General features: G+C 51.5%; 27 protein-coding genes, 1 pseudogene and 1 other annotated feature. Of the genes and pseudogenes, 15 read left to right on the top strand and 13 right to left on the bottom strand.

Annotated elements, in window-relative coordinates:
- Positions 1 to 12: 12 nt before the first annotated feature.
- The 8 genes from tnaA to A9587_RS25650 all read right to left on the bottom strand — a co-directional run bounded on the left by tnaA (position 13) and on the right by A9587_RS25650 (position 6,130).
- Positions 13 to 1,428: a tryptophanase gene (gene tnaA, locus A9587_RS10040; RefSeq protein ID WP_001517426.1), complete on the bottom strand. Its 1,416-nt coding sequence runs from the start codon at positions 1,426 to 1,428 to the stop codon at positions 13 to 15.
- 218 nt (positions 1,429 to 1,646) lie between these two features.
- Positions 1,647 to 1,721 (bottom strand): tryptophanase leader peptide, encoded by a 75-nt coding sequence (tnaC, locus tag A9587_RS10035; RefSeq protein ID WP_010377944.1) that lies wholly within the window; start codon positions 1,719 to 1,721, stop codon positions 1,647 to 1,649.
- Positions 1,722 to 1,963: 242 nt separating this feature from the next.
- Positions 1,964 to 3,328, bottom strand: coding sequence for a tRNA uridine-5-carboxymethylaminomethyl(34) synthesis GTPase MnmE (mnmE, locus tag A9587_RS10030; protein WP_001282361.1), 1,365 nt, complete (start codon positions 3,326 to 3,328; stop codon positions 1,964 to 1,966).
- 105 nt (positions 3,329 to 3,433) lie between these two features.
- Positions 3,434 to 5,080 (bottom strand): membrane protein insertase YidC, encoded by a 1,647-nt coding sequence (gene yidC / locus A9587_RS10025; RefSeq protein WP_000378258.1) that lies wholly within the window; start codon positions 5,078 to 5,080, stop codon positions 3,434 to 3,436.
- A gap of 2 nt (positions 5,081 to 5,082) precedes the next feature.
- On the bottom strand, positions 5,083 to 5,340 hold the full coding sequence (gene yidD, locus A9587_RS10020) for a membrane protein insertion efficiency factor YidD (RefSeq protein WP_001307474.1): 258 nt from the start codon (positions 5,338 to 5,340) through the stop codon (positions 5,083 to 5,085).
- A complete protein-coding gene (gene rnpA / locus A9587_RS10015; protein ID WP_000239730.1) occupies positions 5,304 to 5,663 on the bottom strand; it encodes a ribonuclease P protein component in 360 nt (119 codons plus the stop codon). The genes yidD and rnpA overlap by 37 nt, the downstream gene beginning before the upstream one ends.
- 16 nt (positions 5,664 to 5,679) lie before the next feature.
- Entirely contained in the window at positions 5,680 to 5,820 is a 141-nt protein-coding gene (gene rpmH / locus A9587_RS10010; protein WP_000831330.1) for a 50S ribosomal protein L34, read from the bottom strand.
- A 238-nt stretch (positions 5,821 to 6,058) separates the two neighbouring features.
- Entirely contained in the window at positions 6,059 to 6,130 is a 72-nt protein-coding gene (locus tag A9587_RS25650) for a hypothetical protein (RefSeq protein ID WP_122983130.1), read from the bottom strand.
- A gap of 296 nt (positions 6,131 to 6,426) precedes the next feature.
- Between A9587_RS25650 and dnaA the strand changes: the two genes are divergently transcribed.
- From dnaA to yidA, 6 genes are all read left to right on the top strand, one after another.
- Positions 6,427 to 7,827, top strand: a complete 1,401-nt coding sequence (dnaA, locus tag A9587_RS10000) for a chromosomal replication initiator protein DnaA (protein WP_016249432.1) — start codon at positions 6,427 to 6,429, stop codon at positions 7,825 to 7,827.
- A 4-nt stretch (positions 7,828 to 7,831) separates the two neighbouring features.
- Positions 7,832 to 8,932 carry a DNA polymerase III subunit beta gene (dnaN, locus tag A9587_RS09995; RefSeq protein ID WP_000673456.1) on the top strand — a complete coding sequence of 367 codons (1,101 nt, stop codon included), beginning with the start codon at positions 7,832 to 7,834 and terminating at the stop codon, positions 8,930 to 8,932.
- Positions 8,932 to 10,005 (top strand): DNA replication/repair protein RecF, encoded by a 1,074-nt coding sequence (recF, locus tag A9587_RS09990; RefSeq protein ID WP_000060099.1) that lies wholly within the window; start codon positions 8,932 to 8,934, stop codon positions 10,003 to 10,005. The genes dnaN and recF overlap by 1 nt, the downstream gene beginning before the upstream one ends.
- A gap of 28 nt (positions 10,006 to 10,033) precedes the next feature.
- Entirely contained in the window at positions 10,034 to 12,448 is a 2,415-nt protein-coding gene (gene gyrB, locus A9587_RS09985) for a DNA topoisomerase (ATP-hydrolyzing) subunit B (RefSeq protein WP_000072079.1), read from the top strand.
- A 239-nt stretch (positions 12,449 to 12,687) separates the two neighbouring features.
- Positions 12,688 to 13,086 (top strand): YidB family protein, encoded by a 399-nt coding sequence (locus tag A9587_RS09980; protein WP_000522197.1) that lies wholly within the window; start codon positions 12,688 to 12,690, stop codon positions 13,084 to 13,086.
- A 114-nt stretch (positions 13,087 to 13,200) separates the two neighbouring features.
- Entirely contained in the window at positions 13,201 to 14,013 is an 813-nt protein-coding gene (yidA, locus tag A9587_RS09975) for a sugar-phosphatase (RefSeq protein WP_061090992.1), read from the top strand.
- A gap of 43 nt (positions 14,014 to 14,056) precedes the next feature.
- On the opposite strand, the gene A9587_RS09970 is transcribed toward yidA, so the two are convergent.
- Positions 14,057 to 14,713 (bottom strand): hypothetical protein, encoded by a 657-nt coding sequence (locus A9587_RS09970; protein ID WP_105263487.1) that lies wholly within the window; start codon positions 14,711 to 14,713, stop codon positions 14,057 to 14,059.
- A gap of 279 nt (positions 14,714 to 14,992) precedes the next feature.
- Here A9587_RS09970 and dgoR point away from each other — a divergent pair, with 279 nt between their 5' ends.
- From dgoR to A9587_RS09945, 5 genes are all read left to right on the top strand, one after another.
- The gene (gene dgoR, locus A9587_RS09965; RefSeq protein ID WP_001517430.1) at positions 14,993 to 15,682 is read left to right on the top strand and encodes a D-galactonate utilization transcriptional regulator DgoR; all 690 of its coding nucleotides are present in this window, start codon (positions 14,993 to 14,995) and stop codon (positions 15,680 to 15,682) included.
- Positions 15,679 to 16,557 carry a 2-dehydro-3-deoxygalactonokinase gene (dgoK, locus tag A9587_RS09960; RefSeq protein ID WP_016249429.1) on the top strand — a complete coding sequence of 293 codons (879 nt, stop codon included), beginning with the start codon at positions 15,679 to 15,681 and terminating at the stop codon, positions 16,555 to 16,557. Before dgoR ends, dgoK begins: the two co-directional genes overlap by 4 nt.
- Entirely contained in the window at positions 16,541 to 17,158 is a 618-nt protein-coding gene (dgoA, locus tag A9587_RS09955; protein WP_105263486.1) for a 2-dehydro-3-deoxy-6-phosphogalactonate aldolase, read from the top strand. The genes dgoK and dgoA overlap by 17 nt, the downstream gene beginning before the upstream one ends.
- Positions 17,155 to 18,303: a galactonate dehydratase gene (dgoD, locus tag A9587_RS09950; RefSeq protein ID WP_000705001.1), complete on the top strand. Its 1,149-nt coding sequence runs from the start codon at positions 17,155 to 17,157 to the stop codon at positions 18,301 to 18,303. Before dgoA ends, dgoD begins: the two co-directional genes overlap by 4 nt.
- A 119-nt stretch (positions 18,304 to 18,422) precedes the next feature.
- Positions 18,423 to 19,715 carry an MFS transporter gene (locus tag A9587_RS09945; RefSeq protein WP_000354284.1) on the top strand — a complete coding sequence of 431 codons (1,293 nt, stop codon included), beginning with the start codon at positions 18,423 to 18,425 and terminating at the stop codon, positions 19,713 to 19,715.
- Here the strand turns inward: A9587_RS09945 and cbrA are convergent.
- On the bottom strand, positions 19,676 to 20,776 hold the full coding sequence (gene cbrA / locus A9587_RS09940) for a colicin M resistance lipid reductase CbrA (protein ID WP_016249428.1): 1,101 nt from the start codon (positions 20,774 to 20,776) through the stop codon (positions 19,676 to 19,678). The genes A9587_RS09945 and cbrA overlap by 40 nt on opposite strands.
- Before the next feature lie 100 nt (positions 20,777 to 20,876).
- On the opposite strand from cbrA, the gene A9587_RS09935 reads away from it, so the two are divergent.
- Entirely contained in the window at positions 20,877 to 22,091 is a 1,215-nt protein-coding gene (locus tag A9587_RS09935; RefSeq protein WP_016249427.1) for a DUF3748 domain-containing protein, read from the top strand.
- Between the two features lies 1 nt (position 22,092).
- Here the strand turns inward: A9587_RS09935 and A9587_RS09930 are convergent, their stop codons facing one another.
- The gene (locus A9587_RS09930) at positions 22,093 to 22,425 is read right to left on the bottom strand and encodes a YceK/YidQ family lipoprotein (RefSeq protein ID WP_010377863.1); all 333 of its coding nucleotides are present in this window, start codon (positions 22,423 to 22,425) and stop codon (positions 22,093 to 22,095) included.
- 238 nt (positions 22,426 to 22,663) lie between these two features.
- Positions 22,664 to 22,736 (top strand) — a sequence feature (ROSE (Repression Of Heat Shock gene Expression) occurs in the 5'-region of heat shock genes and acts as an RNA thermometer to modulate expression.).
- On the opposite strand from A9587_RS09930, the gene ibpA reads away from it, so the two are divergent.
- From ibpA to A9587_RS09915, 3 genes are all read left to right on the top strand, one after another.
- Positions 22,730 to 23,143 (top strand): small heat shock chaperone IbpA, encoded by a 414-nt coding sequence (gene ibpA / locus A9587_RS09925; protein ID WP_001243437.1) that lies wholly within the window; start codon positions 22,730 to 22,732, stop codon positions 23,141 to 23,143. It overlaps the preceding feature by 7 nt.
- A 111-nt stretch (positions 23,144 to 23,254) precedes the next feature.
- Positions 23,255 to 23,683, top strand: a complete 429-nt coding sequence (ibpB, locus tag A9587_RS09920; protein ID WP_001243426.1) for a small heat shock chaperone IbpB — start codon at positions 23,255 to 23,257, stop codon at positions 23,681 to 23,683.
- Positions 23,684 to 23,878: 195 nt separating this feature from the next.
- Entirely contained in the window at positions 23,879 to 25,540 is a 1,662-nt protein-coding gene (locus A9587_RS09915; protein ID WP_001279777.1) for a putative transporter, read from the top strand.
- Here the strand turns inward: A9587_RS09915 and A9587_RS24715 are convergent.
- Positions 25,537 to 25,620 (bottom strand): annotated as a pseudogene (locus A9587_RS24715) (GntR family transcriptional regulator); the annotation flags it as partial. The gene A9587_RS09915 and the pseudogene A9587_RS24715 sit on opposite strands and share 4 nt — an antisense overlap.
- A complete protein-coding gene (gene yidI, locus A9587_RS09910) occupies positions 25,617 to 26,066 on the bottom strand; it encodes a protein YidI (RefSeq protein WP_105263485.1) in 450 nt (149 codons plus the stop codon). The pseudogene A9587_RS24715 and the gene yidI, both read right to left, overlap by 4 nt.
- Positions 26,067 to 26,068: the final 2 nt, after the last annotated feature.

The raw sequence follows: 26,068 nt of genomic DNA, 5'->3' as shown, positions 1-26,068 counted from the left end.
TGAGTATATTAATTAAACTTCTTTCAGTTTTGCGGTGAAGTGACGTAATACTTTGGGTTCGTATGTAAAGGTTAACCCTTTAATATTTGCCGCGTTCTCTTTCACATGTTTGAAGGCTTCAATAATGAAGTCCATATGTGTTTGCGTATAAGTTGCGCGTGGAATGGTTAAACGCAGCAGCTCAGCCGGACATGGTAATTGTTTACCGGTTTTCGGATCGCGACCTAACAGGAAAGAGCCAATTTCTACCGCACGAATCCCCGCGACTTTATACAGCTCGCAGGCCAGCGCCTGTGCCGGAAACTGGTCTGCAGGGATATGCGGCAACAGTTTACCGGCATCCACGAATGCCGCGTGACCGCCCGCCTGCTGACACACTACGCCAATCTCTTCCAGGCCATCGACCAGATACTGCACCTGCGCAATACGATAGGCCAGCCAGTCCAGATTCATGCCGTCATACAGACCTACCGCCAGACGTTCCATTGCGCCGCCTTCCAGACCGCCATATGTCGGGAAGCCTTCCTGCACCACGCAAAGAGTTCTGCACTCGGTGTAGACATCGAAGAAGCTGTCATCTTTCACGCACAGCAGGCCACCCATTGGCACCATCGCATCTTTCTTGGCGGACATCGCCAGCATATCGGCATATTTGTAGGTTTCACGGGTGATCTGCTCGATAGTCCAGTCTTTATATTCCGCTTCGCGCTGTTTGATGAAATAGGCGTTTTCGGCAAAGCGTGCGGAGTCCATTACCACTGGAATGTCATATTTCTTCGCAATGCTGTACATCGCTTTCATGTTCGCCAGTGAAACCGGCTGGCCGCCTGCGGAGTTACTGGTGATGGTCGCGACGATATATGGCACATTATTCGGGCCAACTTCTTCAATACCGCGTTCTAATCCTTCAAGGTCAAAGTTACCTTTAAAGTCATAACGCACGCCAGTATCGAAGGCTTCTTTGATATAGACGTTGCGTACGGTACAGCCGTTAATCTGGCTATGGCCCTGAGTGGTGTCGAAGAAATAGTTAGAGAACGCCACCATTTTGCTGCGATCCAGGCCTTTTTCCTGCTCACGCTTTTTAATCAGTACCGGAATATAGATTTGCTCTGCACCTCGGCCCTGGTGCGTTGGAATGGTGTATTGATAACCAAAGATATTTTTTACTGACTCAGCTAATGCATAGTAGCTACGACTGCCGCTATAGGCTTCGTCGCCGCGCATCATCGCTGCCTGCATACTCTGCGTCACCGCCCCGGTGCCGCTGTCGGTCAGTAAATCGATAAACACATCTTCGCTATCCAGCAGAAATGGGTTCATACCGGATTTAATAATCGCTTCTTCACGATAAGCGCGGGTAGTACGTTTTACGGGTTCAATAACACGAATGCGGAACGGTTCAGGGAGATGTTTAAAGTTTTCCATTACATAATCCTTCATTTATTTTAATTGCAATGATCCCTGTGAATATTACATTTGCAATATCTATTAATTTCCAGAATATATACATCTACAATTATTAGCTTAATAAAGCAATTAAGACGGAAATAACGTAGATAAAAAGGAAAATAAAGATATAGCAAACTCATAGATCACATTGAATCTAATCGGTTTGACTCTGGTGATGGCGACAGAAGGGCAAATTAAGGGCGGTGATCGACAATCTTGTTGTCAATATTAAACCACTTTGAGGTCACACATATATGTAAGGTATTCATAATGCACTTATCCTCGAAAGACACGACGCTACAGTATAATACTCAAGATTTTTGTCTATTCTGAAATTGTTTAAATGTGAATCGAATCACAAACGGTCGTGAAGCAATATTAAATGCTCTTTTTAAGAGAATAAATTATGTGAGAAGTTTAATTTTTATAAAAAGGGTTGATTAATAATAAGAGTGCCAACAAGAAAGCGAAACCGCATCTGACAATCAGAATGCGGCTTCGTAATTGCGGGTTACTTACCAATACAGAAGCTGGAGAAAATCCGTCCCAGCAGATCGTCAGAAGTAAACTCTCCTGTGATCTCGCTTAAGTTCTGCTGCGCCAGACGCAGTTCTTCCGCCAGTAATTCACCCGCCCATGCGCCCAGCAGTTGCGCTTTACCCTGCTGCAGATGCTCCGCCGCTTGCTCCAGCGCCTGTAAGTGACGGCGACGCGCCAGGAAACCACCTTCCATATTGGTATCAAAGCCCATGCTCTGTTTGAGATGGTTACGCAGAACGTCCACACCTTCGCCAGTGCGTGCTGAGAGGCGAATCAATGCATGGCCGTTAACTTCACTCATCCCCAGCGTTTCGCCAGTAATATCGGCTTTATTGCGCACCACGGTGATCGGCAGTTTGGCAGGCAGACGGGCAATAAATTCCGGCCAGATTTCTGCCGGATCTACGGCGTCTGTCGTGGTGCCATCGACCATAAACAGCACGCGGTCGGCCTGTTCAATTTCCTGCCATGCGCGCTCGATACCAATGCGTTCGACTTCGTCGCTGGCTTCGCGTAACCCGGCGGTATCGATGATATGCAGCGGCATCCCATCAATGTGGATATGCTCACGCAGTACGTCACGCGTGGTTCCGGCGATATCGGTAACGATAGCGGCTTCACGGCCCGCCAGCGCGTTTAGCAGGCTCGATTTACCGGCGTTAGGACGCCCGGCAATCACCACTTTCATGCCTTCACGCAGCAGGCTGCCCTGACGTGCTTCGGCGCGTACCGCGTCGAGATCGGCAATCACGTCATTAAGCTGGGCTTCAATTTTGCCGTCGGAGAGGAAATCGATCTCTTCATCGGGGAAATCAATCGCCGCTTCGACGTAAATGCGCAAGTGGGTGAGGGCTTCTACCAGATGATTAACTCGTGCAGAGAATGCGCCTTGCAGTGAGTTAAGCGCCGAGCGAGCCGCCTGTTCGGAGCTGGCGTCGATAAGATCCGCAATCGCTTCGGCCTGGGCTAAATCAAGTTTATCGTTGAGAAATGCGCGCTCTGAAAACTCACCTGGGCGGGCAATCCGCAGGCCTGGAATGGTCAGGATACGTTTTAACAGCAGGTCGAGGATCACCGGACCGCCATGACCTTGCAGCTCCAGCACATCTTCGCCGGTGAACGAGTTCGGGCCGGGGAACCATAGCGCGATGCCCTGATCCAGCACGCTGCCGTCGGCGTCTTTAAACGGAAGATAATCGGCGTAGCGCGGTTTGGGTAACTTACCCAGCACGGTTTCGGCAACCTCGCGCGCTTTGAGGCCGGAGATGCGCAGGATACCCACACCGCCACGTCCTGGAGGCGTGGCCTGGGCTACGATAGTGTCATTATCGCTCATGATGTTCCTGTTGCTTTGTTTGGCGGATGCGCTGTGCTTATCCGCCCTACGAAAAGAAAAAAGGCGGTCAACTGACCGCCCTTATTTTAGCGAAAACTCACCGAATCAGGATTTTTTCTTCTCGCGGCTATGCAGGCCACGTTTTTCCAGACCACGGTAAATCAACTGCTGCTGGATAATGGTTACCAGGTTGCTGACGATATAGTACAGCACCAGACCTGACGGGAACCACAGGAAGAACACGGTGAAGATGACCGGCATAAAGGTCATGATCTTCTGCTGCATCGGGTCGGTCACGGTGGTCGGTGACATCTTCTGAATGAAGAACATCGTTACGCCCATCAGGATCGGCAGGATGTAGTATGGGTCCTGTGCAGACAGGTCATGGATCCACAGTGCAAACGGTGCCTGACGCAGTTCAACGGAACCCATCAGCATGTAGTACAACGCCAGGAAGATTGGCATCTGGATCAGCAGCGGGAAGCAGCCGCCCAGCGGGTTAACCTTCTCAGCTTTGTACAGCGCCATCATTTCCTGGCTGATACGCTGTTTGTCATCGCCCAGACGCTCACGCATGGCCTGAATCTTAGGCTGCAGCATACGCATCTTCGCCATGGAGGTGTACTGCGCTTTGGTCAGCGGGTACATGATGCCACGAACGATAAAGGTGATGATGATAATGGAGAAGCCCCAGTTACCCACAAAGCTATGGATCCATTTCAGCAATTTGAACAGCGGCTGAGAGATGAACCACAACCAACCGTAATCAACGGTCAGATCCAGATGCGGAGCAACTGCCGCCATTTTGTCCTGGATTTCCGGGCCAACCCACAGGGTGCTGTTCATCGCGCCAGTCTGACCAGGCTGAACCAGTACCGGCTGAGACTTATAGCCGATAGCGGCGATGCCGTTACCCAGATTAGCGGTATAGAAGTTGTTGGTGCCGTCGTTATGCGGGATCCATGCCGTCGCGAAATACTGTTGCAGCATCGCGACCCAACCACCTTTCGAAGAGATGTTCAGGTTTTCGTTGTCGGCAATAGTATCGAACTTGTATTTCTCGTATTTTTCGTCAGGCGTGGAGTACGCCGCGCCACGGAAAGTGTGCAGTGCGAAGTTGCTGCTTCCGGTGTCGAGATGCGGTGGCAGAGTGATGGATTGCTTCAACTGACCAAAGGTGGAGATCTCCAGCGGTTTTTCGCCAGCGTTCTGCACGTTGTAGTTGACGTTGACAGCGTAATCACCACGTTTCAGGACAAACGTTTTAGTAAACGTGTTGCCTGCTGCGTCGGTATACGTCATCGGCACCTGCAGTTCGTTTTGACCTTCGGCCAGCACATAAGCGTCTTTTTCGACGTTATACAGTGGACGCGGGCCGTTAGCCGGATTATCCGGGCCATCACGACCGGTCAGACCGCTCTGTGCCTGATAAATAAACTGCGGTGAGGTTTCCAGCAACTGGAACGGCTGGGTAGAGTTCAGCTCTTTCGGGTAAGCCGGCAGCAGAGCCTGCTCAACATCACCACCACGGGTGTTGATGGTCAGATCAAGCACGTCGGTTTTTACCGAAATCAGTTTCCCCTGGCCACTGGCCGGTACGCCCTGGTCGGCGGCGCTACCCGCTGCGGTGGTCGTTGTCTGCGTGGTCTGTTGAGCCTGAGGTTGCGGGTTTTTATCCTGCTCCCAGGCTTGCCAGATCATGAAAGACACGAACAGCAAAGCGATGACTAAAAGATTGCGTTGCGAATCCATCGTTAGTGTTCTCTGGTATCAAATGGTCCGGGCGGGACGGGATCGTCACCACCAGGGTGTAAAGGGTGGCATTTTAATACGCGTTTCACCGTCAACCAACTGCCTTTTATCACTCCAAACCTGCGCAATGCCTCAATTCCGTAGCTTGAACAAGTTGGAGTGAAACGACAATGCGGCCCGAGTAGCGGACTAATCAGGCGTTGGTAGACCCGAATGAGGGCTATCAGGACCCGCGAGCCAGGCGACAGTGGCGGCGCCATAATTTTTCCAACGCTTCCGAGAGAGCACGGTTATCGAGGTCGGCAACCCCTTTTTTCGCCACCACCACGAAATCCATAGCCGGGAGTTCATGTTGGCGTAGACGGAAGCTTTCACGCGTCAGACGTTTAATCCGATTGCGTTCATGCGCTCGTCGAACGTTTTTCTTGGCGACTGTAAGACCGATACGGGGATGCCCCAGCGAATTCAGGCGGCCGAGGATGGTGATTTGCGGCGTGCCAGCCCGTTGTGGCTGCTGGAAGACGAATGTGAATTGACTGGGAGTTAACAAGCGTAACTCCCTGGGAAATGCGAGCTTAACCACTCAGGGGTTAGCTTTATTACTTAGAAACGGTCAGACGAGCACGGCCTTTAGCACGACGACGTGCCAGTACCTGACGACCATTTTTAGTAGCCATACGAGCACGGAAGCCGTGAGAACGGTTGCGCTTCAGTACAGACGGTTGAAAAGTGCGTTTCATGGCGATTTCTACCTAAACTTGAATAAATTCAATGGCTTTATTGGATATCCGCCCGAAAACCGAACGATGGACACCGAAGCCATGGGTGATTAAAGAGGCCGGATTGTAATAATTGTACACTCCGGAGTCAATTCTCTTTCCTTATTTACCGCGCTTTTCCGCACCTTTTCACAGGGAAAAAGTACAACTATATACCGGTGAAAACCAGCATTACGCGCCGGGTGGAGGATTATACGGGCTACCGGATAAAGCGCAAGGATCGTCCAGGATCTTTATTAGATCGATTAAGCCTAATTTTGTCTATGGTCATTAAATTTTCCAATATGCGGCTTAAATCGTGCCCGCCTGGTGTCTGGATCGTTTACACTTAGCGGGTTCTGGATCATCCTGTGGATAAATCGGGAAAATCTGTGAGAAACAGAAGATCTCTTGCGCAGTTTAGGCTATGATCCGCGGTCCCGATCGTTTTGCAGGATCTTGATCGGGCATATAACCGCAGACAGCGGTTCGTGCGTCACCCTTATGCAGGGTCTTTTCGACGTGCGTCAACAATCATGAATGTTTCAGCCTTAGTCATAATCGACTTTTGTTCGAGTGGAGTCCGCCGTGTCACTTTCGCTTTGGCAGCAATGTCTTGCCCGATTGCAGGATGAGTTACCAGCCACAGAATTCAGTATGTGGATACGCCCATTGCAGGCGGAACTGAGCGATAACACGCTGGCCTTGTACGCGCCAAACCGTTTTGTCCTCGATTGGGTACGGGACAAGTACCTCAATAATATCAATGGACTGCTAACCAGTTTCTGCGGAGCGGATGCCCCACAGTTGCGTTTTGAAGTGGGCACAAAGCCCGTGACACAAACGCTGAAAGTCCCTGCCAGCAATACAGTTGCACCGGCTCAGGCTGCTCAGGTGCAACCGCAACGTGCTGCGCCTTCTACGCGCTCAGGTTGGGATAACGTTCCGGCTCCGGCAGAACCGACCTATCGTTCCAACGTTAACGTTAAACATACATTTGATAACTTCGTCGAAGGTAAATCTAACCAACTGGCGCGCGCGGCGGCTCGTCAGGTGGCAGACAACCCTGGCGGTGCCTATAACCCGCTGTTCCTTTATGGCGGCACGGGGCTGGGTAAAACTCACCTGCTACATGCGGTGGGCAATGGCATTATGGCGCGCAAGCCGAATGCCAAAGTGGTTTATATGCACTCCGAACGCTTTGTTCAGGACATGGTAAAAGCCCTGCAAAACAACGCGATCGAAGACTTTAAACGCTACTACCGTTCTGTTGACGCGCTGCTGATCGACGATATTCAGTTTTTTGCTAATAAAGAACGATCCCAGGAAGAGTTTTTCCACACCTTTAACGCCTTGCTGGAAGGTAATCAACAGATCATTCTTACTTCGGATCGTTATCCGAAAGAGATCAACGGCGTTGAGGATCGTTTGAAATCCCGCTTCGGCTGGGGGTTGACTGTGGCGATCGAACCGCCAGAGCTGGAAACCCGTGTGGCGATCCTTATGAAAAAGGCAGACGAAAATGACATTCGTCTGCCGGGTGAAGTGGCATTCTTTATCGCCAAGCGTCTACGCTCTAATGTGCGTGAGCTGGAAGGGGCGCTGAACCGTGTTATTGCTAACGCCAACTTTACCGGACGGGCGATCACCATTGACTTCGTGCGCGAAGCGTTGCGCGATTTGCTGGCATTGCAGGAAAAACTGGTCACCATCGACAATATTCAGAAGACGGTGGCGGAGTACTACAAGATCAAAGTCGCAGATCTCCTTTCCAAGCGTCGATCTCGCTCGGTGGCACGTCCGCGCCAGATGGCGATGGCGTTGGCGAAAGAGCTGACTAACCACAGTCTGCCGGAGATCGGTGATGCGTTTGGCGGTCGTGACCATACAACGGTGCTTCATGCCTGCCGTAAGATCGAGCAGTTGCGTGAAGAGAGCCATGATATCAAAGAAGATTTTTCAAATTTAATCAGAACATTGTCATCGTAAACCTATGAAATTTACCGTAGAACGTGAGCATTTATTAAAACCGCTACAACAGGTAAGCGGTCCGTTAGGTGGTCGTCCTACGCTACCGATTCTCGGTAATCTGCTGTTACAGGTTGCTGACGGTACGTTGTCGCTGACCGGTACTGATCTCGAGATGGAAATGGTGGCTCGTGTTGCGCTGATTCAGCCGCACGAACCAGGGGCGACGACCGTTCCGGCGCGCAAATTCTTTGATATCTGCCGTGGTCTGCCTGAAGGCGCGGAAATTGCTGTGCAACTGGAAGGTGAGCGGATGCTGGTGCGCTCCGGGCGCAGCCGTTTTTCGCTTTCTACTCTGCCAGCGGCGGATTTCCCGAACCTTGATGACTGGCAGAGCGAAGTTGAATTTACCCTGCCGCAGGCAACGATGAAACGTCTGATTGAAGCGACCCAGTTTTCGATGGCGCATCAGGACGTTCGCTATTACTTAAATGGTATGCTGTTCGAAACCGAAGGTGAAGAACTGCGCACCGTGGCGACTGACGGCCACCGCCTGGCGGTCTGTTCAATGCCAATTGGTCAGTCTTTGCCGAGCCATTCGGTGATCGTGCCGCGTAAAGGCGTGATTGAACTGATGCGTATGCTCGACGGCGGCGACAATCCGCTGCGCGTGCAGATTGGCAGCAACAACATTCGCGCCCACGTAGGTGACTTTATTTTTACCTCCAAACTGGTGGATGGTCGATTCCCGGATTACCGTCGCGTTCTGCCGAAGAACCCGGACAAACATCTGGAAGCAGGCTGCGATCTGCTCAAGCAGGCGTTTGCTCGTGCGGCAATTCTCTCTAACGAGAAATTCCGTGGCGTGCGTCTGTATGTCAGTGAAAATCAACTGAAGATCACCGCCAACAACCCGGAACAGGAAGAAGCGGAAGAGATCCTCGACGTCACCTACAGCGGCGCGGAGATGGAAATCGGCTTTAACGTCAGCTATGTGCTGGATGTTCTGAACGCGCTGAAATGTGAAAACGTGCGCATGATGCTGACCGATTCAGTTTCCAGCGTGCAGATTGAAGATGCGGCCAGCCAGAGTGCGGCTTATGTTGTCATGCCAATGAGACTGTAATGTCCCTCACCCGCTTGTTGATCCGCGATTTCCGCAATATCGAAACCGCGGATCTCGCTTTATCTCCCGGCTTTAACTTTCTGGTGGGTGCCAACGGCAGTGGCAAAACCAGCGTGCTGGAAGCTATCTATACGCTCGGCCACGGCCGGGCGTTTCGCAGTTTGCAGATTGGTCGCGTCATTCGCCACGAGCAGGAGGCGTTTGTTCTTCACGGGCGTTTACAGGGCGCAGAGCGCGAGACGGCGATTGGCTTAACCAAAGACAAACAGGGCGACAGTAAAGTCCGTATTGACGGTACTGACGGGCATAAAGTTGCGGAACTGGCGCACCTGATGCCGATGCAGTTGATAACGCCTGAGGGGTTTACTTTACTCAACGGTGGCCCCAAATACAGAAGAGCATTCCTCGACTGGGGATGCTTTCACAACGAACCCGGATTTTTCACCGCCTGGAGCAATCTCAAGCGATTGCTCAAGCAGCGTAATGCGGCGCTGAGGCAGGTGTCACGTTACGAACAGCTCCGCCCGTGGGATAAAGAACTGATCCCGCTGGCGGAGCAAATCAGCGCCTGGCGCGCCCAGTACAGCGCCGGTATCGCCGCCGATATGGCCGATACCTGTAAGCAATTTCTCCCTGAGTTTTCTCTGACTTTCTCTTTCCAGCGCGGCTGGGAGAAAGAGACAGAGTACGCTGAGGTGCTGGAACGTAATTTTGAACGCGATCGCCAGCTAACCTACACCGCGCACGGCCCGCATAAAGCGGACTTACGCATTCGCGCCGACGGTGCGCCGGTGGAAGATACCTTATCGCGTGGGCAGCTTAAGCTGCTGATGTGCGCCTTACGTCTGGCGCAAGGAGAGTTCCTCACCCGTGAAAGCGGGCGGCGGTGTCTCTACCTGATAGATGATTTTGCCTCTGAGCTTGATGATGAGCGTCGCGGGCTGCTTGCCAGCCGCTTAAAAGCGACGCAATCACAGGTCTTTGTCAGCGCGATCAGTGCTGAACACGTTATAGACATGTCGGACGAAAATTCGAAGATGTTTACCGTGGAAAAGGGTAAAATAACGGATTAACCCAAGTATAAATGAGCGAGAAACGTTGATGTCGAATTCTTATGACTCCTCCAGTATCAAAGTCCTGAAAGGGCTGGATGCGGTGCGTAAGCGCCCTGGTATGTATATCGGCGACACGGATGACGGCACCGGTCTGCACCACATGGTATTCGAGGTGGTAGATAACGCTATCGACGAAGCGCTCGCGGGTCACTGTAAAGAAATTATCGTCACTATTCATGCTGATAATTCCGTCTCTGTACAGGATGACGGGCGTGGCATTCCGACCGGTATTCACCCGGAAGAGGGTGTATCGGCGGCAGAAGTGATCATGACCGTGCTGCACGCAGGCGGTAAATTTGACGATAACTCCTATAAAGTGTCCGGCGGTCTGCACGGCGTTGGTGTTTCGGTAGTAAACGCCCTGTCGCAAAAACTGGAGCTGGTTATCCAGCGTGAAGGTAAAATTCACCGTCAGATCTACGTGCACGGTGTACCGCAGGCACCGCTGGCGGTTACCGGCGATACCGATAAAACCGGCACTATGGTACGTTTCTGGCCGAGCCTCGAAACCTTCACCAATGTAACCGAGTTTGAATATGAAATTCTGGCGAAACGCCTGCGAGAGTTATCCTTCCTTAACTCCGGCGTTTCCATTCGCCTGAAAGACAAACGTGACGGCAAAGAAGACCACTTCCACTATGAAGGCGGTATCAAGGCGTTCGTTGAGTATCTGAACAAGAATAAAACGCCGATCCACCCGAACATCTTCTACTTCTCCACCGAAAAAGACGGTATCGGCGTTGAAGTGGCATTGCAGTGGAACGATGGCTTCCAGGAAAACATCTACTGCTTTACCAACAACATTCCGCAGCGTGATGGCGGTACTCACCTGGCGGGCTTCCGTGCGGCGATGACCCGTACTCTGAACGCCTACATGGACAAAGAAGGTTACAGCAAAAAAGCCAAAGTCAGCGCCACCGGCGACGATGCGCGTGAAGGCCTGATTGCGGTTGTGTCCGTGAAAGTACCAGATCCGAAATTCTCCTCCCAGACTAAAGACAAACTGGTTTCTTCTGAGGTGAAATCGGCGGTAGAACAGCAGATGAACGAACTGCTGGCAGAATACCTGCTGGAAAACCCAACCGATGCGAAAATCGTGGTTGGTAAAATTATCGATGCTGCCCGCGCCCGTGAAGCGGCACGTCGTGCGCGTGAAATGACGCGTCGTAAAGGTGCACTGGACTTAGCCGGCCTGCCGGGCAAACTGGCGGACTGCCAGGAACGCGATCCGGCGCTTTCTGAACTGTACCTTGTGGAAGGGGACTCCGCGGGCGGCTCTGCGAAGCAGGGGCGTAACCGCAAAAACCAGGCGATTCTGCCGTTGAAGGGTAAAATCCTCAACGTCGAGAAAGCCCGTTTCGATAAGATGCTGGCTTCCCAGGAAGTGGCAACGCTCATCACCGCGCTTGGCTGCGGTATCGGTCGTGACGAGTACAACCCGGACAAACTGCGTTATCACAGCATTATCATCATGACCGATGCGGACGTCGACGGCTCGCACATTCGTACGTTGCTGTTGACCTTCTTCTATCGTCAGATGCCGGAAATCATTGAACGCGGTCACGTCTACATTGCCCAGCCGCCGCTGTACAAAGTGAAGAAAGGCAAGCAGGAACAGTACATTAAAGACGATGAGGCGATGGATCAGTACCAAATCTCCATCGCGCTGGATGGTGCTTCTTTGCATACCAACGCCAGTGCACCAGCTTTAGCTGGCGAAGCGTTAGAAAAGCTGGTGTCTGAGTACAATGCGGCGCAGAAAATGATCGTTCGTATGGAACGTCGTTATCCGAAGGCGATGCTGAAAGAGCTTATCTATCAGCCGACGCTGACGGAAGCGGATCTCTCTGACGAGCAGGTTGTTACCCGTTGGGTGAATGCGCTGGTGACAGAACTGAACGATAAAGAGCAGCATGGCAGCCAGTGGAAGTTTGATGTCCACACCAATGCCGAGAAAAACCTGTTCGAGCCGATTGTTCGCGTGCGTACCCACGGCGTGGATACTGACTACCCGCTGGATCACGAGTTCATCACCGGTGGCGAATATCGTCGTATCTGCACGCTGGGCGAGAAACTGCGTGGCTTGCTGGAAGAAGATGCGTTTATCGAACGTGGTGAGCGTCGTCAGCCGGTAGCCAGCTTCGAGCAGGCGCTGGACTGGCTGGTGAAAGAGTCCCGTCGTGGCCTCTCCATCCAGCGTTATAAAGGTCTGGGCGAAATGAACCCGGAGCAGTTGTGGGAAACCACTATGGATCCGGAAAGCCGTCGTATGCTGCGCGTTACCGTTAAAGATGCGATTGCTGCCGACCAGTTGTTCACAACTCTGATGGGTGATGCCGTTGAACCGCGTCGTGCGTTTATCGAAGAGAACGCTCTGAAAGCGGCGAATATCGATATTTAATGGCATTAGCAATGCGAGCGTGCCTGATGCGCTACGCTTATCAGGCCTACAATACTCATGCAATATATTGAATTTTCATGATTTTGTAGGCCGGATAAGGCGGTTACGCCGCATCCGGCAAGAAGCTATAAGAAAAGGGCGGAGATGATCTCCGCCCTTTTTACTCCTGTAATCCGCAACTATCATCCCGCAGAACTATACTTTCTGAGTCAACACGTAACGCTTTACAGGTGATTATCATGGGACTTTTCGATGAAGTTGTCGGTGCCTTTCTGAAAGGCGATGCGGGGAAATATCAGGCCATTCTGAGCTGGGTTGAAGAGCAGGGAGGCATCCAGGTGCTGCTGGAGAAACTGCAAAGTGGCGGCTTAGGTGCCATTCTCTCAACCTGGTTGAGTAATCAACAGGGCAATCAACCGGTTAGCGGCGAACAACTGGAATCGGCACTGGGTACGAATGCAGTAGCCGATCTCGGGCAAAAACTCGGCGTAGATACCAGTGCTGCTTCCAACATGCTGGCAGAACAATTGCCGAAGATTATTGATGCGCTATCTCCGCAGGGCGAAGTTTCACCGCAAGCCAATAACGATCTGCTTTCCGCAGGCATGGAGTTGCTGAAAGGGAAACTCTTCCGCTAAGCAAAAGGGGAGCACGCAAGGCGCGTTGCATCCCCCTTTTCCCTCGGGTGTTGTACTGATTTTTGAGCGGAATCGCGTTAGCATGGGTCAGGAATCAATCTACCTGGGGAACTCATGGCTATCAAACTCATTGCTATCGATATGGATGGCACCCTTCTGCTGCCCGATCACACCATTTCACCCGCCGTTAAAAATGCGATTGCCGCAGCTCGCGCTCGCGGGGTGAATGTCGTGCTGACGACAGGTCGTCCTTATGCAGGTGTTCACAGCTACCTGAAAGAGCTACATATGGAACAGCCGGGCGACTACTGTATTACTTATAACGGCGCACTGGTGCAGAAGGCCGCTGATGGCAGCACCGTGGCGCAAACAGCCCTGAGTTATGACGACTACCGTTTCCTGGAAAAACTCTCTCGCGAAGTCGGTTCTCATTTCCATGCACTGGATCGCACCACGCTATACACCGCCAACCGTGACATCAGCTATTACACGGTACATGAATCATTTGTGGCGACCATTCCGTTGGTGTTCTGCGAAGCGGAGAAAATGGACCCTGACACCCAGTTCCTGAAAGTGATGATGATTGATGAACCCGCCATCCTCGACCAGGCCATCGCGCGTATTCCGCAGGAAGTGAAAGAGAAATATACCGTACTGAAAAGCGCGCCGTACTTCCTCGAAATCCTCGACAAACGCGTCAATAAAGGTACCGGTGTGAAATCGCTGGCGGATGTGCTGGGCATTAAACCGGAAGAAATCATGGCGATTGGCGATCAGGAAAACGACATCGCAATGATTGAATATGCAGGCGTCGGTGTGGCGATGGATAACGCTATTCCTTCGGTGAAAGAAGTGGCGAACTTTGTCACCAAATCCAACCTTGAAGATGGCGTGGCGTTTGCTATTGAAAAGTATGTGCTGAATTAATCAGTGGGCGGGCAAACTGCATAAACGCGTTTGCCCGCAGCGATTAACAATTTCTGGTCGTGCATAAAATCAGGAACTGGAGTGGTGATGTTACTATATCCAGCGTAAGAGTGACTGGCAGCAACGCGTTAGCGAGGCCGCGCGGGACGCCATCTGTTGTTTTGTACTTATAAAATCCCACTGTAAAGGGTTGATGGAAAACCATCACGTTTGAGTAATCCGCTTTTTTATTTTTCTGGTGGATAGAGCCTTTCAGGCCGTCCAGCATCCATGTACAACGCTGGGTATCACACACAAAGCCATATTGTGTCGCCAGTGCTTTATCTTCCTCATTATCCCAGTCGTAATAGAGCGTTATGGCACCAGAAAAATTCGTATCACCGCTGCTTAAAATAAATTTCGCGTTATCGGAAACGGTGATTCTTTCGCCATGAATTGCCGGGTCGTTCAGCATTTTAACCACCTCATCGCCGCCGTTGGTCAACAGGTAGTCCAGCGACTCTCCAACAAAAACATAGCCTTTCGTACCGTTACTATCCTCTGCCAGCGATAGACCCTTAATCGTGTCTGAGCGCCATTGCTGGGCATGTGGAGAGCTTGCGGTATTGAAAACCAGTCCAGCGGTTAGACATCCGGTCAACGCGAATGCTAAAGAACATAAACAGGCTGCTTTAATAAATCCCTGAAAATTCAATTGCATGATTAATCCTTTAAACAAGAATGCTAAGCCGTTGGAAGCATACCTTTATTTCCCCGCCTGTTTACTCCCTGACAACCCTTTTCAGATTTGTGCCTGATGGATGCCATTTTCTTATGTATTGTTCTTTTTGTGATCTAAATTGTAGTACAACAATACGTGTTTGTACTACATTACACGCACAGTAAACGCGAATATCATCATGTTGGTACTACAAAGTTGCCGCGTTATGCATCGATCGGGGTAAAGTAGAGCAGAACATACAGAGCACAAGGACTCTTCATGACTCTCAATAAAACCGATCGCATTGTCATTACACTGGGTAAACAGATCGTTCACGGTAAATATGTACCTGGCTCGCCGCTTCCGGCCGAGGCGGAACTCTGTGAGGAGTTTGAAACCTCGCGCAACATCATTCGTGAAGTGTTCCGCTCGCTGATGGCGAAGCGGCTGATTGAAATGAAGCGTTATCGCGGCGCATTTGTGGCACCGCGTAATCAGTGGAATTACCTCGACACTGACGTACTGCAATGGGTGTTGGAAAACGACTACGACCCACGGCTTATCAGTGCAATGAGCGAAGTACGAAATCTGGTGGAACCAGCGATTGCCCGCTGGGCGGCGGAGCGCGCGACCTCCAGCGATCTGGCGCAGATTGAATCGGCGCTGAACGAGATGATTGCCAACAATCAGGATCGCGAGGCGTTTAACGAAGCTGATATTCGCTACCACGAGGCGGTACTTCAGTCGGTACATAACCCGGTGTTACAGCAACTTAGCATCGCGATTAGTTCGCTGCAGCGGGCAGTTTTTGAACGAACCTGGATGGGCGATGAGGCCAACATGCCGCAAACGCTTCAGGAACATAAGGCGCTGTTCGATGCGATACGGCATCAGGACGGCGATGCGGCAGAGCAGGCGGCGCTTACCATGATCGCCAGCTCGACACGAAGATTAAAGGAAATCACATGACAGCTCGCTACATCGCAATTGACTGGGGATCGACCAATCTGCGCGCCTGGCTTTATCAGAGCGACAACTGCCTGGACAGCAGGCAATCAGAAGCAGGCGTCACGCGCCTGAACGGAAAATCTCCGGCTGCGGTGTTAGCAGAAGTGATAGCAGGCTGGCGTGAAGAGAATACGCCAGTGGTGATGGCAGGAATGGTCGGCAGCAATGTTGGCTGGAAAGTCGCTCCTTATTTATCCGTTCCTGCCTGTTTCTCATCTATTGGTGAACAGTTAACGTCTGTTGGCGACAATATCTGGATTATTCCCGGATTATGCGTCTCTCATGATGATAACCACAATGTGATGCGCGGCGAAGAAACACAATTGCTTGGCGCGCGTGCTCTTGCTCCTTCCTCTCTTTATGTTATGCCCGGTACGCATTGCAAATGGGTGCAAGCCGATAGCCAGCAAATCAACGATTTTCGCACCGTGATGACCGGTGAATTGCACCATTTACTGCTAAATCAGTCATTGATTGGGGCTGGTTTGCCGCCGCAGGAAAACTCTGCCGATGCCTTCGCGGCCGGTCTTGAACGCGGCCTTAATGCTCCCGCCGTATTGCCGCAACTTTTTGAAGTTCGCGCCTCGCATGTGCTGGGAACGCTTCCCCGCGAACAGGTCAGCGAATTTCTCTCTGGTTTGTTGATTGGTGCTGAGGTCGGCAGTATGCGCGACGACGTGGCTCATCAACAGGCTATCACCCTTGTCGCCGGAACATCGCTGACCGTGCGTTACCAACAAGCCTTTCAGGCTATGGGTTGCGACGTAACGGCGGTGGCGGGCGACACGGCATTTCTGGCTGGTATAAGGAGCATTGCTCATGCAGTGGCAAACTAAACTCCCACTGATCGCCATTTTGCGCGGCATTACGCCTGACGAGGCGCTGGCGCATGTTGGCTCGGTGATTGACGCCGGGTTCGACGCGGTTGAAATCCCGCTGAATTCTCCCCAATGGGAGCAAAGCATTCCCGCAGTCGTTGAAGCATACGGCGACAAAGCGTTGATTGGCGCAGGTACGGTACTGAAACCTGAGCAGGTTGATACGCTCGCCAGGATGGGCTGCCAGCTCATCGTTACGCCCAATATCCATAGTGAGGTCATTCGTCGTGCGGTGGGTTACGGCATGACCGTTTGCCCCGGTTGTGCGACGGCGACCGAAGCCTTTAGCGCGCTCGAAGCAGGCGCGCAGGCACTGAAAATATTTCCGTCATCGGCTTTTGGCCCGCAATACATCAAAGCATTAAAAGCGGTATTACCGCAGGACATCGCGGTCTTTGCCGTTGGCGGCGTGACGCCAGAAAACCTGGCGCAGTGGATAGACGCTGGTTGTGCTGGAGCGGGCTTAGGTAGCGATCTCTATCGCGCCGGACAGTCCGTGGAACGTACCGCGCAGCAGGCAGCAGCATTTGTTAAGGCGTATCGAGAGGCAGTGCAATGAAAATTACCAAAATTACCACGTATCGTTTACCTCCCCGCTGGATGTTCCTGAAAATTGAAACCGATGAAGGCGTGGTCGGTTGGGGCGAACCGGTGATTGAGGGCCGCGCCCGCACGGTGGAAGCGGCAGTTCACGAGCTGGGTGACTATCTTATTGGTCAGGATCCATCGCGCATCAACGACTTATGGCAAGTGATGTATCGCGCCGGTTTTTATCGTGGCGGCCCCATTCTGATGAGCGCCATCGCCGGGATCGACCAGGCGTTATGGGATATCAAAGGCAAAGTGCTGAATGCGCCCGTCTGGCAACTAATGGGTGGCCTGGTCCGCGACAAAATCAAAGCCTACAGTTGGGTCGGCGGCGATCGTCCGGCGGATGTTATCGACGGCATTAAAACCCTGCGTGAAATCGGCTTCGATACTTTCAAACTGAACGGTTGTGAAGAACTGGGTCTGATTGATAACTCCCGCGCGGTAGATGCGGCGGTCAACACCGTGGCACAAATTCGTGAAGCCTTTGGTAATCAGATTGAGTTTGGCCTTGATTTTCACGGTCGCGTCAGCGCGCCGATGGCGAAAGTGCTGATTAAAGAACTGGAACCGTATCGCCCGCTATTTATTGAAGAGCCGGTGCTGGCGGAACAAGCCGAATACTACCCGAAACTGGCGGCGCAAACTCACATTCCGCTGGCAGCTGGGGAACGCATGTTCTCGCGCTTCGATTTTAAACGCGTGCTGGAGGCGGGGGGAATTTCGATCCTGCAACCGGATCTCTCCCACGCGGGCGGTATTACCGAATGCTACAAAATTGCCGGAATGGCGGAAGCCTATGACGTGACTCTTGCGCCGCACTGTCCGCTCGGCCCCATTGCACTGGCTGCTTGCCTGCATATCGACTTTGTCTCCTATAACGCCGTACTTCAGGAACAAAGTATGGGCATTCATTACAACAAAGGCGCGGAGTTACTCGACTTTGTGAAAAACAAAGAGGACTTCAGCATGGTCGGCGGCTTCTTTAAACCGCTAACGAAACCGGGCTTAGGCGTGGAAATCGACGAAGCCAAAGTCATTGAGTTCAGTAAAAATGCCCCGGACTGGCGTAATCCGCTCTGGCGTCATGAAGATAACAGCGTAGCAGAGTGGTAATTCCTGCCACGTAAGCCCCTCATCGGGCACTAAAACAGCAATACAAAAATATAACCCTCTGTAACTTACAGGGCATGGTGAGCGGCCTCGCTATGCCCAAAATCAGGAGATAGCTCGCTATGGATATTCCCGTAAATGCAGCAAAGCCGGGGCGTCGGCGTTATCTGACGTTAGTGATGATTTTTATTACGGTAGTGATTTGTTATGTCGATCGCGCCAACCTGGCCGTGGCTTCCGCCCATATTCAGGAAGAGTTCGGTATTACTAAAGCCGAAATGGGCTATGTATTTTCGGCCTTCGCCTGGCTTTATACCTTATGTCAGATCCCCGGCGGTTGGTTTTTAGATCGCGTGGGTTCACGTGTGACTTATTTTATTGCGATATTTGGCTGGTCGGTGGCGACATTATTCCAGGGATTTGCCACGGGCTTAATGTCATTAATTGGTCTGCGGGCGATAACCGGTATTTTCGAAGCGCCCGCTTTCCCGACCAATAACCGTATGGTGACCAGTTGGTTCCCGGAACATGAACGTGCTTCTGCCGTTGGTTTTTATACCTCTGGTCAGTTTGTCGGTCTGGCGTTTCTGACTCCGCTGCTGATCTGGATTCAGGAGATGTTGAGCTGGCACTGGGTGTTCATTGTCACCGGCGGTATCGGCATTATCTGGTCGCTGATTTGGTTTAAAGTTTACCAGCCGCCGCGCCTGACTAAAGGCATCAGCAAAGCTGAGCTGGATTACATTCGTGATGGTGGCGGTCTGGTGGATGGCGATGCGCCGGTGAAAAAAGAGGCGCGTCAGCCGTTAACGGCAAAAGACTGGAAACTGGTGTTCCATCGTAAACTGATCGGCGTCTATCTCGGGCAATTTGCGGTGGCGTCTACGCTGTGGTTCTTCTTAACCTGGTTCCCGAACTATTTAACCCAGGAAAAAGGGATAACGGCGTTGAAAGCGGGTTTTATGACCACGGTGCCATTTCTCGCTGCGTTTGTCGGTGTACTGCTCTCAGGATGGGTAGCGGATCTGCTGGTGCGGAAGGGCTTTTCGCTGGGCTTTGCGCGTAAAACACCAATAATCTGCGGCTTGTTGATCTCCACCTGCATTATGGGTGCTAACTATACCAATGACCCGATGATGATTATGTGTCTGATGGCGCTGGCATTCTTCGGTAACGGTTTTGCTTCGATTACCTGGTCGCTGGTCTCTTCTTTGGCACCGATGCGCCTGATTGGTTTAACCGGCGGGGTGTTTAACTTCGCCGGTGGTTTGGGGGGTATCACCGTTCCGCTGGTGGTGGGTTACCTGGCGCAGGGTTACGGTTTTGCACCTGCACTGGTTTATATCTCCGCCGTCGCGTTGATTGGCGCGCTCTCTTACATCCTGCTGGTAGGCGATGTGAAGCGCGTTGGGTAATCTCTCAACTGTGGAATATGTGCAATGCCACTGCGCATAATCCACTTTCTTAAGGCCGGTGCGGTCAGGCATCGGCTTTTCAGGATCTTACCGTAGAGTTTTAAACGCAGTTTGCGGGTGGCGTGCCAGTAAGCGGCATTGATTTTCTCCGGCTGCTTCAGTAGCACCGAACGCAGTATTTCCGCGCTATCCAGCGCATAGCTAATCCCCTCCAGCGAGCTGGCACTGATAAATCCCGCTGCTTCGCCAATAAGAAAAGCATTGTCTTTACCGCAGACAAAATCCTGCCAGCGTGAGGGAAACAACACGGTGCATTTTTCACTTTTCACCGCTTTGCCAAACTGGAACTGAAAGGCGTTCATTTTCTCTTTCAGCGCCGCAAAACGCGCCTGGCCGTCTTTCATCGGATAGGCACCGCCAAAAATAAAATAACCGTCTTTGCTGATACTCCATGAGTAACAGTCAGTTATCGCATTATCAAAGATACAGGAGTAGAACGGCGTCGGATGTTTCTCTGTGAACCACTGCTGGATAGCGACATATTTACGAATCTGATGATCCGGGTAGAGATGTCGCCGCACCATCGAGTTTGCACCATCAGCACCGACCAGATAGCGGGCAGTAATGTGTTGCTCCCAGCCATCGGCGCGAAAAATAACATGCCATTTATCATCCTCACGCCAGATTTTCCGGCACAGGCTGTCGTGGTAAACCTCAACGCTGGTAGGGATCAGCGATTTCATCCACAAGTCGAAGGCATGACGATTAATATTGATATAGCTTCGCTGGTAGTTACGCGTGAGCGATGCTGTGACGTCGACGGTTTTGACGCTGAAAATCTGTGGGTTGGCGATCACATCGACAGGGAGCGTTAGCCCGTCGCGAATAAAAGAACGCTGCGCGTCCGGTGCCAGCAGACCACCGCAAGGTTTGCTGAAACCTTCTGTACCGCACTGGTGCTTTTTATCCAGTGCAATCACCTGCATTTTTCCTGCTAACTGCCGCGCCAGTGCGGAACCCGCCGGGCCGAGGCCGATAATCGCTACGTCAAAATGTTCCATCTTTTTACTCACATTCATCACGATGGCAAAAGACTATTGTCTGAAAGTGAAGTCCTTGTGAAGTATGATGGCGGAAACCGTTTTGTATCAGGATCACGCCATGAAACAACTCACCAACGCTTCACGAAACCACCTGCTCACCAATACCAACACCTGGACACCCGATAGCCAGTGGCTGGTATTTGACGTGCGGCCTTCTGGCGCGTCGTTTACCGGCGAGACAATTGAGCGTGTGAATATCCATACCGGCGAGGTTGAAGTTATTTACCAGGCGTCACAGGGTGCACACGTTGGCGTGGTGACCGTTCATCCGAAGCTGGAGAAATATGTCTTCATCCACGGCCCAGAAAATCCTGATGAAACATGGCATTACGATTTCCATCACCGCCGCGGCGTGATTGTTGAAGGCGGAAAGATGAGCAATCTCGATGCCATGGATATTACCGTTCCGTACACTCCTGGGGCGCTACGTGGCGGCAGTCATGTACATGTCTTTAGCCCGAACGGTGAAATGGTGAGTTTTACCTATAACGACCATGTACTACATGAATGCCGCCCGGCGCTGGATTTGCGAAACGTCGGGGTTGCGGCACCGTTTGGCCCGGTTAACGTACACAAACAGCATCCGCGCGAATACAGCGGCAGCCACTGGTGCGTGCTGGTAAGTAAAACCACGCCCACGCCGCAGCCGGGCAGTGATGAAATCAATCGCGCTTATGAAGAGGGATGGGTCGGAAACCACGCGCTGGCGTTTATTGGCGACACACTTTCGCTGAACGGCGAGAAAGTACCGGAGCTGTTTATTGTAGAGCTGCCACAAAATGAAAACGGCTGGAAAGCGGCTGGTGAGGAGCCGTTAAGCGGCACGGAATCAACCCTGCCAGCGCCGCCGCGTGGTGTCGTGCAGCGACGTTTAACCTTTACTCACCATCGTACTTACCCAGGGTTAGTCAACGTTCCACGCCATTGGGTGCGTTGTAACCCACAGGGGACGCAAATCGCGTTTTTAATGCGTGACGATAACGGTATTGTGCAATTGTGGCTTATCTCCCCACAGGGCGGCGAACCGCGCCAGTTAACCGATAACAAAACGGATATTCAGTCAGCGTTTAACTGGCATCCGTCAGGAGAATGGCTGGGTTTTGTGCTGGATAATCGTATTGCCTGTGCACATGCGCAAAGCGGTGAAGTTGAGTATTTAACCGAAAATCACGCCAACCAACCTTCGGCAGACGCCGTGGTCTTCTCGCCAGATGGTCAATGGCTGGCGTGGATGGAAGCTGGCCAGTTGTGGGTCACCGAAACTGGCCACTAATTCAGTTCGTTGGCATTCGGGCTGGTGGAATGACGGCATTGATGGCCTGCGCGTCGGCTTCACTTTTTTCCACGCGTGAGCGCACTGAACTGTCTTTGCGGAATGCATCCCACGGCAGTAAAAGCGTGTCCATAACAGCGGTAAACGGCATATCAAGAATCACCAGTGACTTAGTGCCCCAGTTGGTTTCATTGTCACCAATCATGGTGGCGCTGGCACGGGTGCCAGGGTATGTTCCCTCTTTGCCCCCTGTATGGGACATCACGCTGGAACATCCTGTCATTAACGCCATCCCGCTGCACATTAAGAGTGCTAACAACACATTTCTTATCATAATAAATTCATCAGTTGATCGTTGGTGTTGGCATGATGTGTTATAGCGATCCCTTGCTGAAAATAACATCATCATCATGTCGCACTGTGGCGGCTATCGCACTTTAACGTTTCGTGCTGCCCCTCAGTCTATGCAATAGACCATAAACTGCAAAAAAAAGTCCGTTGGAAAGACTTGAAAAGTGCATATCCAGACCCATTTTTATACCGTAGCCGATGAGAACGCGCCTGATGGGTGTTCTGGCTATCCGACCTGTCCATTGTGGAAGGTCTTACATTCTCGCTGATTTCAGGAGCTATTGATTATGCGTAACTTTGATTTATCCCCGCTTTATCGTTCTGCAATTGGATTTGACCGTTTGTTTAACCACTTAGAAAACAACCAGAGCCAGAGTAATGGTGGCTACCCTCCGTATAACGTTGAACTGGTAGACGAAAACCATTATCGCATTGCTATCGCTGTAGCTGGTTTTGCTGAGAGTGAACTGGAAATTACCGCCCAGGACAATCTGCTGGTGGTGAAAGGTGCTCACGCCGACGAACAAAAAGAGCGCACCTATCTGTACCAGGGCATCGCTGAACGCAACTTCGAACGCAAATTCCAGTTAGCAGAAAACATTCATGTTCGTGGCGCTAACCTGGTGAACGGTCTGCTGTATATCGATCTCGAACGCGTGATTCCGGAAGCGAAAAAACCGCGCCGTATCGAAATCAACTAATTCTCTAAGGCCGCCTGGTGCGGCCTGGCAACTTCATGCTCGCCGTCAGGGAGCATATGCGAATCCTCGGATTTGCAGGTACTTACTCGCTTCTTAGAAGGAGAAATGACTATGCGTAACTTCGATTTATCCCCACTGATGCGTCAATGGATCGGTTTTGACAAACTGGCCAACGCACTGCAAAACGCCGGTGAAAGCCAGAGCTTCCCGCCGTACAACATTGAGAAAAGCGACGATAACCACTACCGCATTACTCTTGCGCTGGCGGGCTTCCGTCAGGAAGATTTAGATATTCAACTGGAAGGTACTCGCCTGAGCGTAAAAGGCACGCCGGAGCAGCCCAAAGAAGAGAAAAAATGGCTGCATCAAGGTCTTATGAATCAGCCTTTTAGCCTGAGTTTTACGCTGGCAGAAAATATGGAAGTCTCTGGTGCAACCTTCGTAAATGGTTTGCTGCATATTGATTTAATTCGTAATGAGCCTGAACCCATCGCAGCGCAGCGTATCGCTATCAGCGAACGTCCCGCGTTAAATAGCTAATTAGCTATTCTTTTTGCCCCGCCAGCCTGGTGGGGCTTTTTTTATTTACCATCTTCAACAATGTGTTAATTTTCGCCAATTTAAGATGTTCCTGCACTCTCTTTCCCGTGATAATGTGCGCCATAAGGCAAATCTGCTTCACCGATTCAGCCATAATCCATAGCAATTAAAATGTTATCTCAAGAGAAATGGACGATGAGTGATATAGCATTAACAGTCAGTATTCTGGCTTTGGTGGCGGTCGTCGGTTTGTTTATCGGCAACGTCAAGTTTCGCGGCGTTGGATTGGGCATTGGCGGCGTACTGTTCGGTGGGATCATCGTCGGCCATTTTGTTTCACAGGCTGGGATGACATTAAGTAGCGACATGCTGCATGTTATCCAGGAATTTGGTCTGATCCTGTTCGTTTACACTATCGGCATTCAAGTGGGGCCGGGATTCTTTGCCTCGTTGCGTGTCTCCGGATTACGCCTTAATTTGTTTGCCGTTTTGGTTGTCATCATCGGTGGCCTGGTCACCGCCATCCTGCATAAATTGTTCGATATCCCACTTCCCGTGGTGCTGGGGATTTTCTCCGGCGCGGTCACCAATACGCCAGCGCTGGGCGCAGGTCAGCAGATCTTACGCGACCTCGGCACACCGATGGAGATGGTTGATCAGATGGGGATGAGCTATGCGATGGCGTATCCATTCGGCATTTGCGGGATTTTGTTCACCATGTGGATACTGCGGGTTATTTTTCGCGTCAATGTTGAGACGGAAGCCCTGCAGCACGAGTCGACACGAACCAACGGCGGTGCGCTAATCAGGACGATTAATATCCGTGTTGAGAATCCTAATTTGCATAATTTAGCCATTAAAGATGTGCCGATTCTCAATGGCGATAAAGTTATCTGCTCGCGATTGAAACGAGAAGAAACCCTAAAAGTACCTTCGCCAGAGACCATTATTCAGTTGGGAGATTTACTGCATCTGGTGGGGCAGCCTGCGGATTTACATAATGCACAACTGGTGATTGGTCAGGAAGTGGATACTTCGCTGTCGACGAAAGGCACCGATTTGCGTGTCGAACGCGTGGTGGTCACCAATGAAAATGTGCTAGGCAAGCGTATTCGCGACCTGCATTTTAAGGAGCGCTATGATGTCGTCATTTCGCGACTGAATCGTGCCGGGGTTGAACTGGTCGCCAGTGGCGATATTAGCCTGCAATTTGGCGATATCCTCAACCTGGTTGGACGCCCGTCGGCTATTGATGCCGTTGCCAATGTATTAGGTAATGCGCAGCAAAAACTGCAACAGGTTCAGATGTTACCCGTGTTTATTGGTATCGGTCTTGGCGTATTGTTAGGCTCCATTCCGGTGTTCGTGCCAGGATTCCCGGCGGCGTTGAAGCTGGGGCTGGCGGGTGGTCCGCTGATTATGGCGCTGATCCTTGGACGTATCGGCAGTATCGGTAAGCTGTACTGGTTTATGCCGCCAAGTGCCAACCTGGCACTGCGCGAACTGGGTATCGTACTGTTCCTTTCAGTTGTTGGTCTGAAATCCGGCGGCGATTTTATCCATACATTGGTTAATGGCGAAGGGCTAAGTTGGATAGGCTATGGTGCATTGATTACCGCGATTCCGCTGATCACAGCCGGCATTCTGGCGCGGATGTTAGCCAAAATGAATTATCTCACTATGTGTGGGATGTTGGCGGGTTCAATGACCGATCCACCGGCGCTGGCGTTTGCCAATAATCTTCATCCAACCAGTGGTGCAGCGGCTCTCTCTTACGCCACGGTGTATCCATTAGTCATGTTTCTGCGCATCATCACACCACAGTTACTTGCGGTGCTTTTCTGGGGCATAGGTTAACCCTTTTCCGGGTGGAGTCGCCGTAAATGGTACTCCACCCGGTATTCACAGGCGTTTCTGAACATTACTGAGTTACTTAAACCAGTGAACCACCGGTCAGGAAAGAAAAGATCAGGAATATCAGCACAATTCCACAGATGATGCCGATACCAAAAAGCAAGGTATGGAAAGCCAGCGTCCCGCTACCAAAAAACAGTGCACCGCGAATGCCCCAGCGATTTTCTTTACGCATACCGGCAACAAACGCGCAGAGTAGCGCGGCAATGGCCAGGGCGATACCGCCGTGATCGAGGATTTTATCGACATCAACGTCCTCTTTTTTCTGCGTCGTGGTGATTTTTTCGCCTTTTATTCCGGCGAGAAGACCTCTTTTAATTTCCGCCGTTTTTTCTGCAATAACGCTTTCCAGCGTTGGCGACGGCGTGGAAAAAGGGCCGAATGAAAAGTGGATAATGCCCATTATTAAAGCGATAGCACCGAACAGCATACCCAGTGAACTGATTTTATTTTGCGCTATGATACCCATCT

The sequence above is a fragment of the Escherichia sp. MOD1-EC6162 genome, from assembly GCF_002965125.1.
Lineage (GTDB): Bacteria > Pseudomonadota > Gammaproteobacteria > Enterobacterales > Enterobacteriaceae > Escherichia > Escherichia marmotae.
The sequence above is the reverse complement of the archived record's forward strand: the minus strand, read 5'-3'. Positions and strand labels throughout refer to the sequence as shown.

Excerpts from the sequence above, each read along its gene's own strand:
- tnaA (WP_001517426.1), bottom strand. The coding sequence starts at position 1,428 with ATGGAAAACTTTAAACATCTCCCTGAACCGTTCCGCATTCGTGTTATT.
- mnmE (WP_001282361.1), bottom strand. The coding sequence starts at position 3,328 with ATGAGCGATAATGACACTATCGTAGCCCAGGCCACGCCTCCAGGACGT.
- yidC (WP_000378258.1), bottom strand. The coding sequence starts at position 5,080 with ATGGATTCGCAACGCAATCTTTTAGTCATCGCTTTGCTGTTCGTGTCT.
- yidD (WP_001307474.1), bottom strand. The coding sequence starts at position 5,340 with ATGGCGCCGCCACTGTCGCCTGGCTCGCGGGTCCTGATAGCCCTCATT.
- rpmH (WP_000831330.1), bottom strand. The coding sequence starts at position 5,820 with ATGAAACGCACTTTTCAACCGTCTGTACTGAAGCGCAACCGTTCTCAC.
- dnaN (WP_000673456.1), top strand. The coding sequence starts at position 7,832 with ATGAAATTTACCGTAGAACGTGAGCATTTATTAAAACCGCTACAACAG.
- recF (WP_000060099.1), top strand. The coding sequence starts at position 8,932 with ATGTCCCTCACCCGCTTGTTGATCCGCGATTTCCGCAATATCGAAACC.
- gyrB (WP_000072079.1), top strand. The coding sequence starts at position 10,034 with ATGTCGAATTCTTATGACTCCTCCAGTATCAAAGTCCTGAAAGGGCTG.
- A9587_RS09980 (WP_000522197.1), top strand. The coding sequence starts at position 12,688 with ATGGGACTTTTCGATGAAGTTGTCGGTGCCTTTCTGAAAGGCGATGCG.
- yidA (WP_061090992.1), top strand. The coding sequence starts at position 13,201 with ATGGCTATCAAACTCATTGCTATCGATATGGATGGCACCCTTCTGCTG.
- A9587_RS09970 (WP_105263487.1), bottom strand. The coding sequence starts at position 14,713 with ATGCAATTGAATTTTCAGGGATTTATTAAAGCAGCCTGTTTATGTTCT.
- dgoR (WP_001517430.1), top strand. The coding sequence starts at position 14,993 with ATGACTCTCAATAAAACCGATCGCATTGTCATTACACTGGGTAAACAG.
- dgoK (WP_016249429.1), top strand. The coding sequence starts at position 15,679 with ATGACAGCTCGCTACATCGCAATTGACTGGGGATCGACCAATCTGCGC.
- dgoA (WP_105263486.1), top strand. The coding sequence starts at position 16,541 with ATGCAGTGGCAAACTAAACTCCCACTGATCGCCATTTTGCGCGGCATT.
- dgoD (WP_000705001.1), top strand. The coding sequence starts at position 17,155 with ATGAAAATTACCAAAATTACCACGTATCGTTTACCTCCCCGCTGGATG.
- A9587_RS09945 (WP_000354284.1), top strand. The coding sequence starts at position 18,423 with ATGGATATTCCCGTAAATGCAGCAAAGCCGGGGCGTCGGCGTTATCTG.
- cbrA (WP_016249428.1), bottom strand. The coding sequence starts at position 20,776 with ATGGAACATTTTGACGTAGCGATTATCGGCCTCGGCCCGGCGGGTTCC.
- A9587_RS09935 (WP_016249427.1), top strand. The coding sequence starts at position 20,877 with ATGAAACAACTCACCAACGCTTCACGAAACCACCTGCTCACCAATACC.
- A9587_RS09930 (WP_010377863.1), bottom strand. The coding sequence starts at position 22,425 with ATGATAAGAAATGTGTTGTTAGCACTCTTAATGTGCAGCGGGATGGCG.
- ibpA (WP_001243437.1), top strand. The coding sequence starts at position 22,730 with ATGCGTAACTTTGATTTATCCCCGCTTTATCGTTCTGCAATTGGATTT.
- ibpB (WP_001243426.1), top strand. The coding sequence starts at position 23,255 with ATGCGTAACTTCGATTTATCCCCACTGATGCGTCAATGGATCGGTTTT.
- A9587_RS09915 (WP_001279777.1), top strand. The coding sequence starts at position 23,879 with ATGAGTGATATAGCATTAACAGTCAGTATTCTGGCTTTGGTGGCGGTC.
- yidI (WP_105263485.1), bottom strand. The coding sequence starts at position 26,066 with ATGGGTATCATAGCGCAAAATAAAATCAGTTCACTGGGTATGCTGTTC.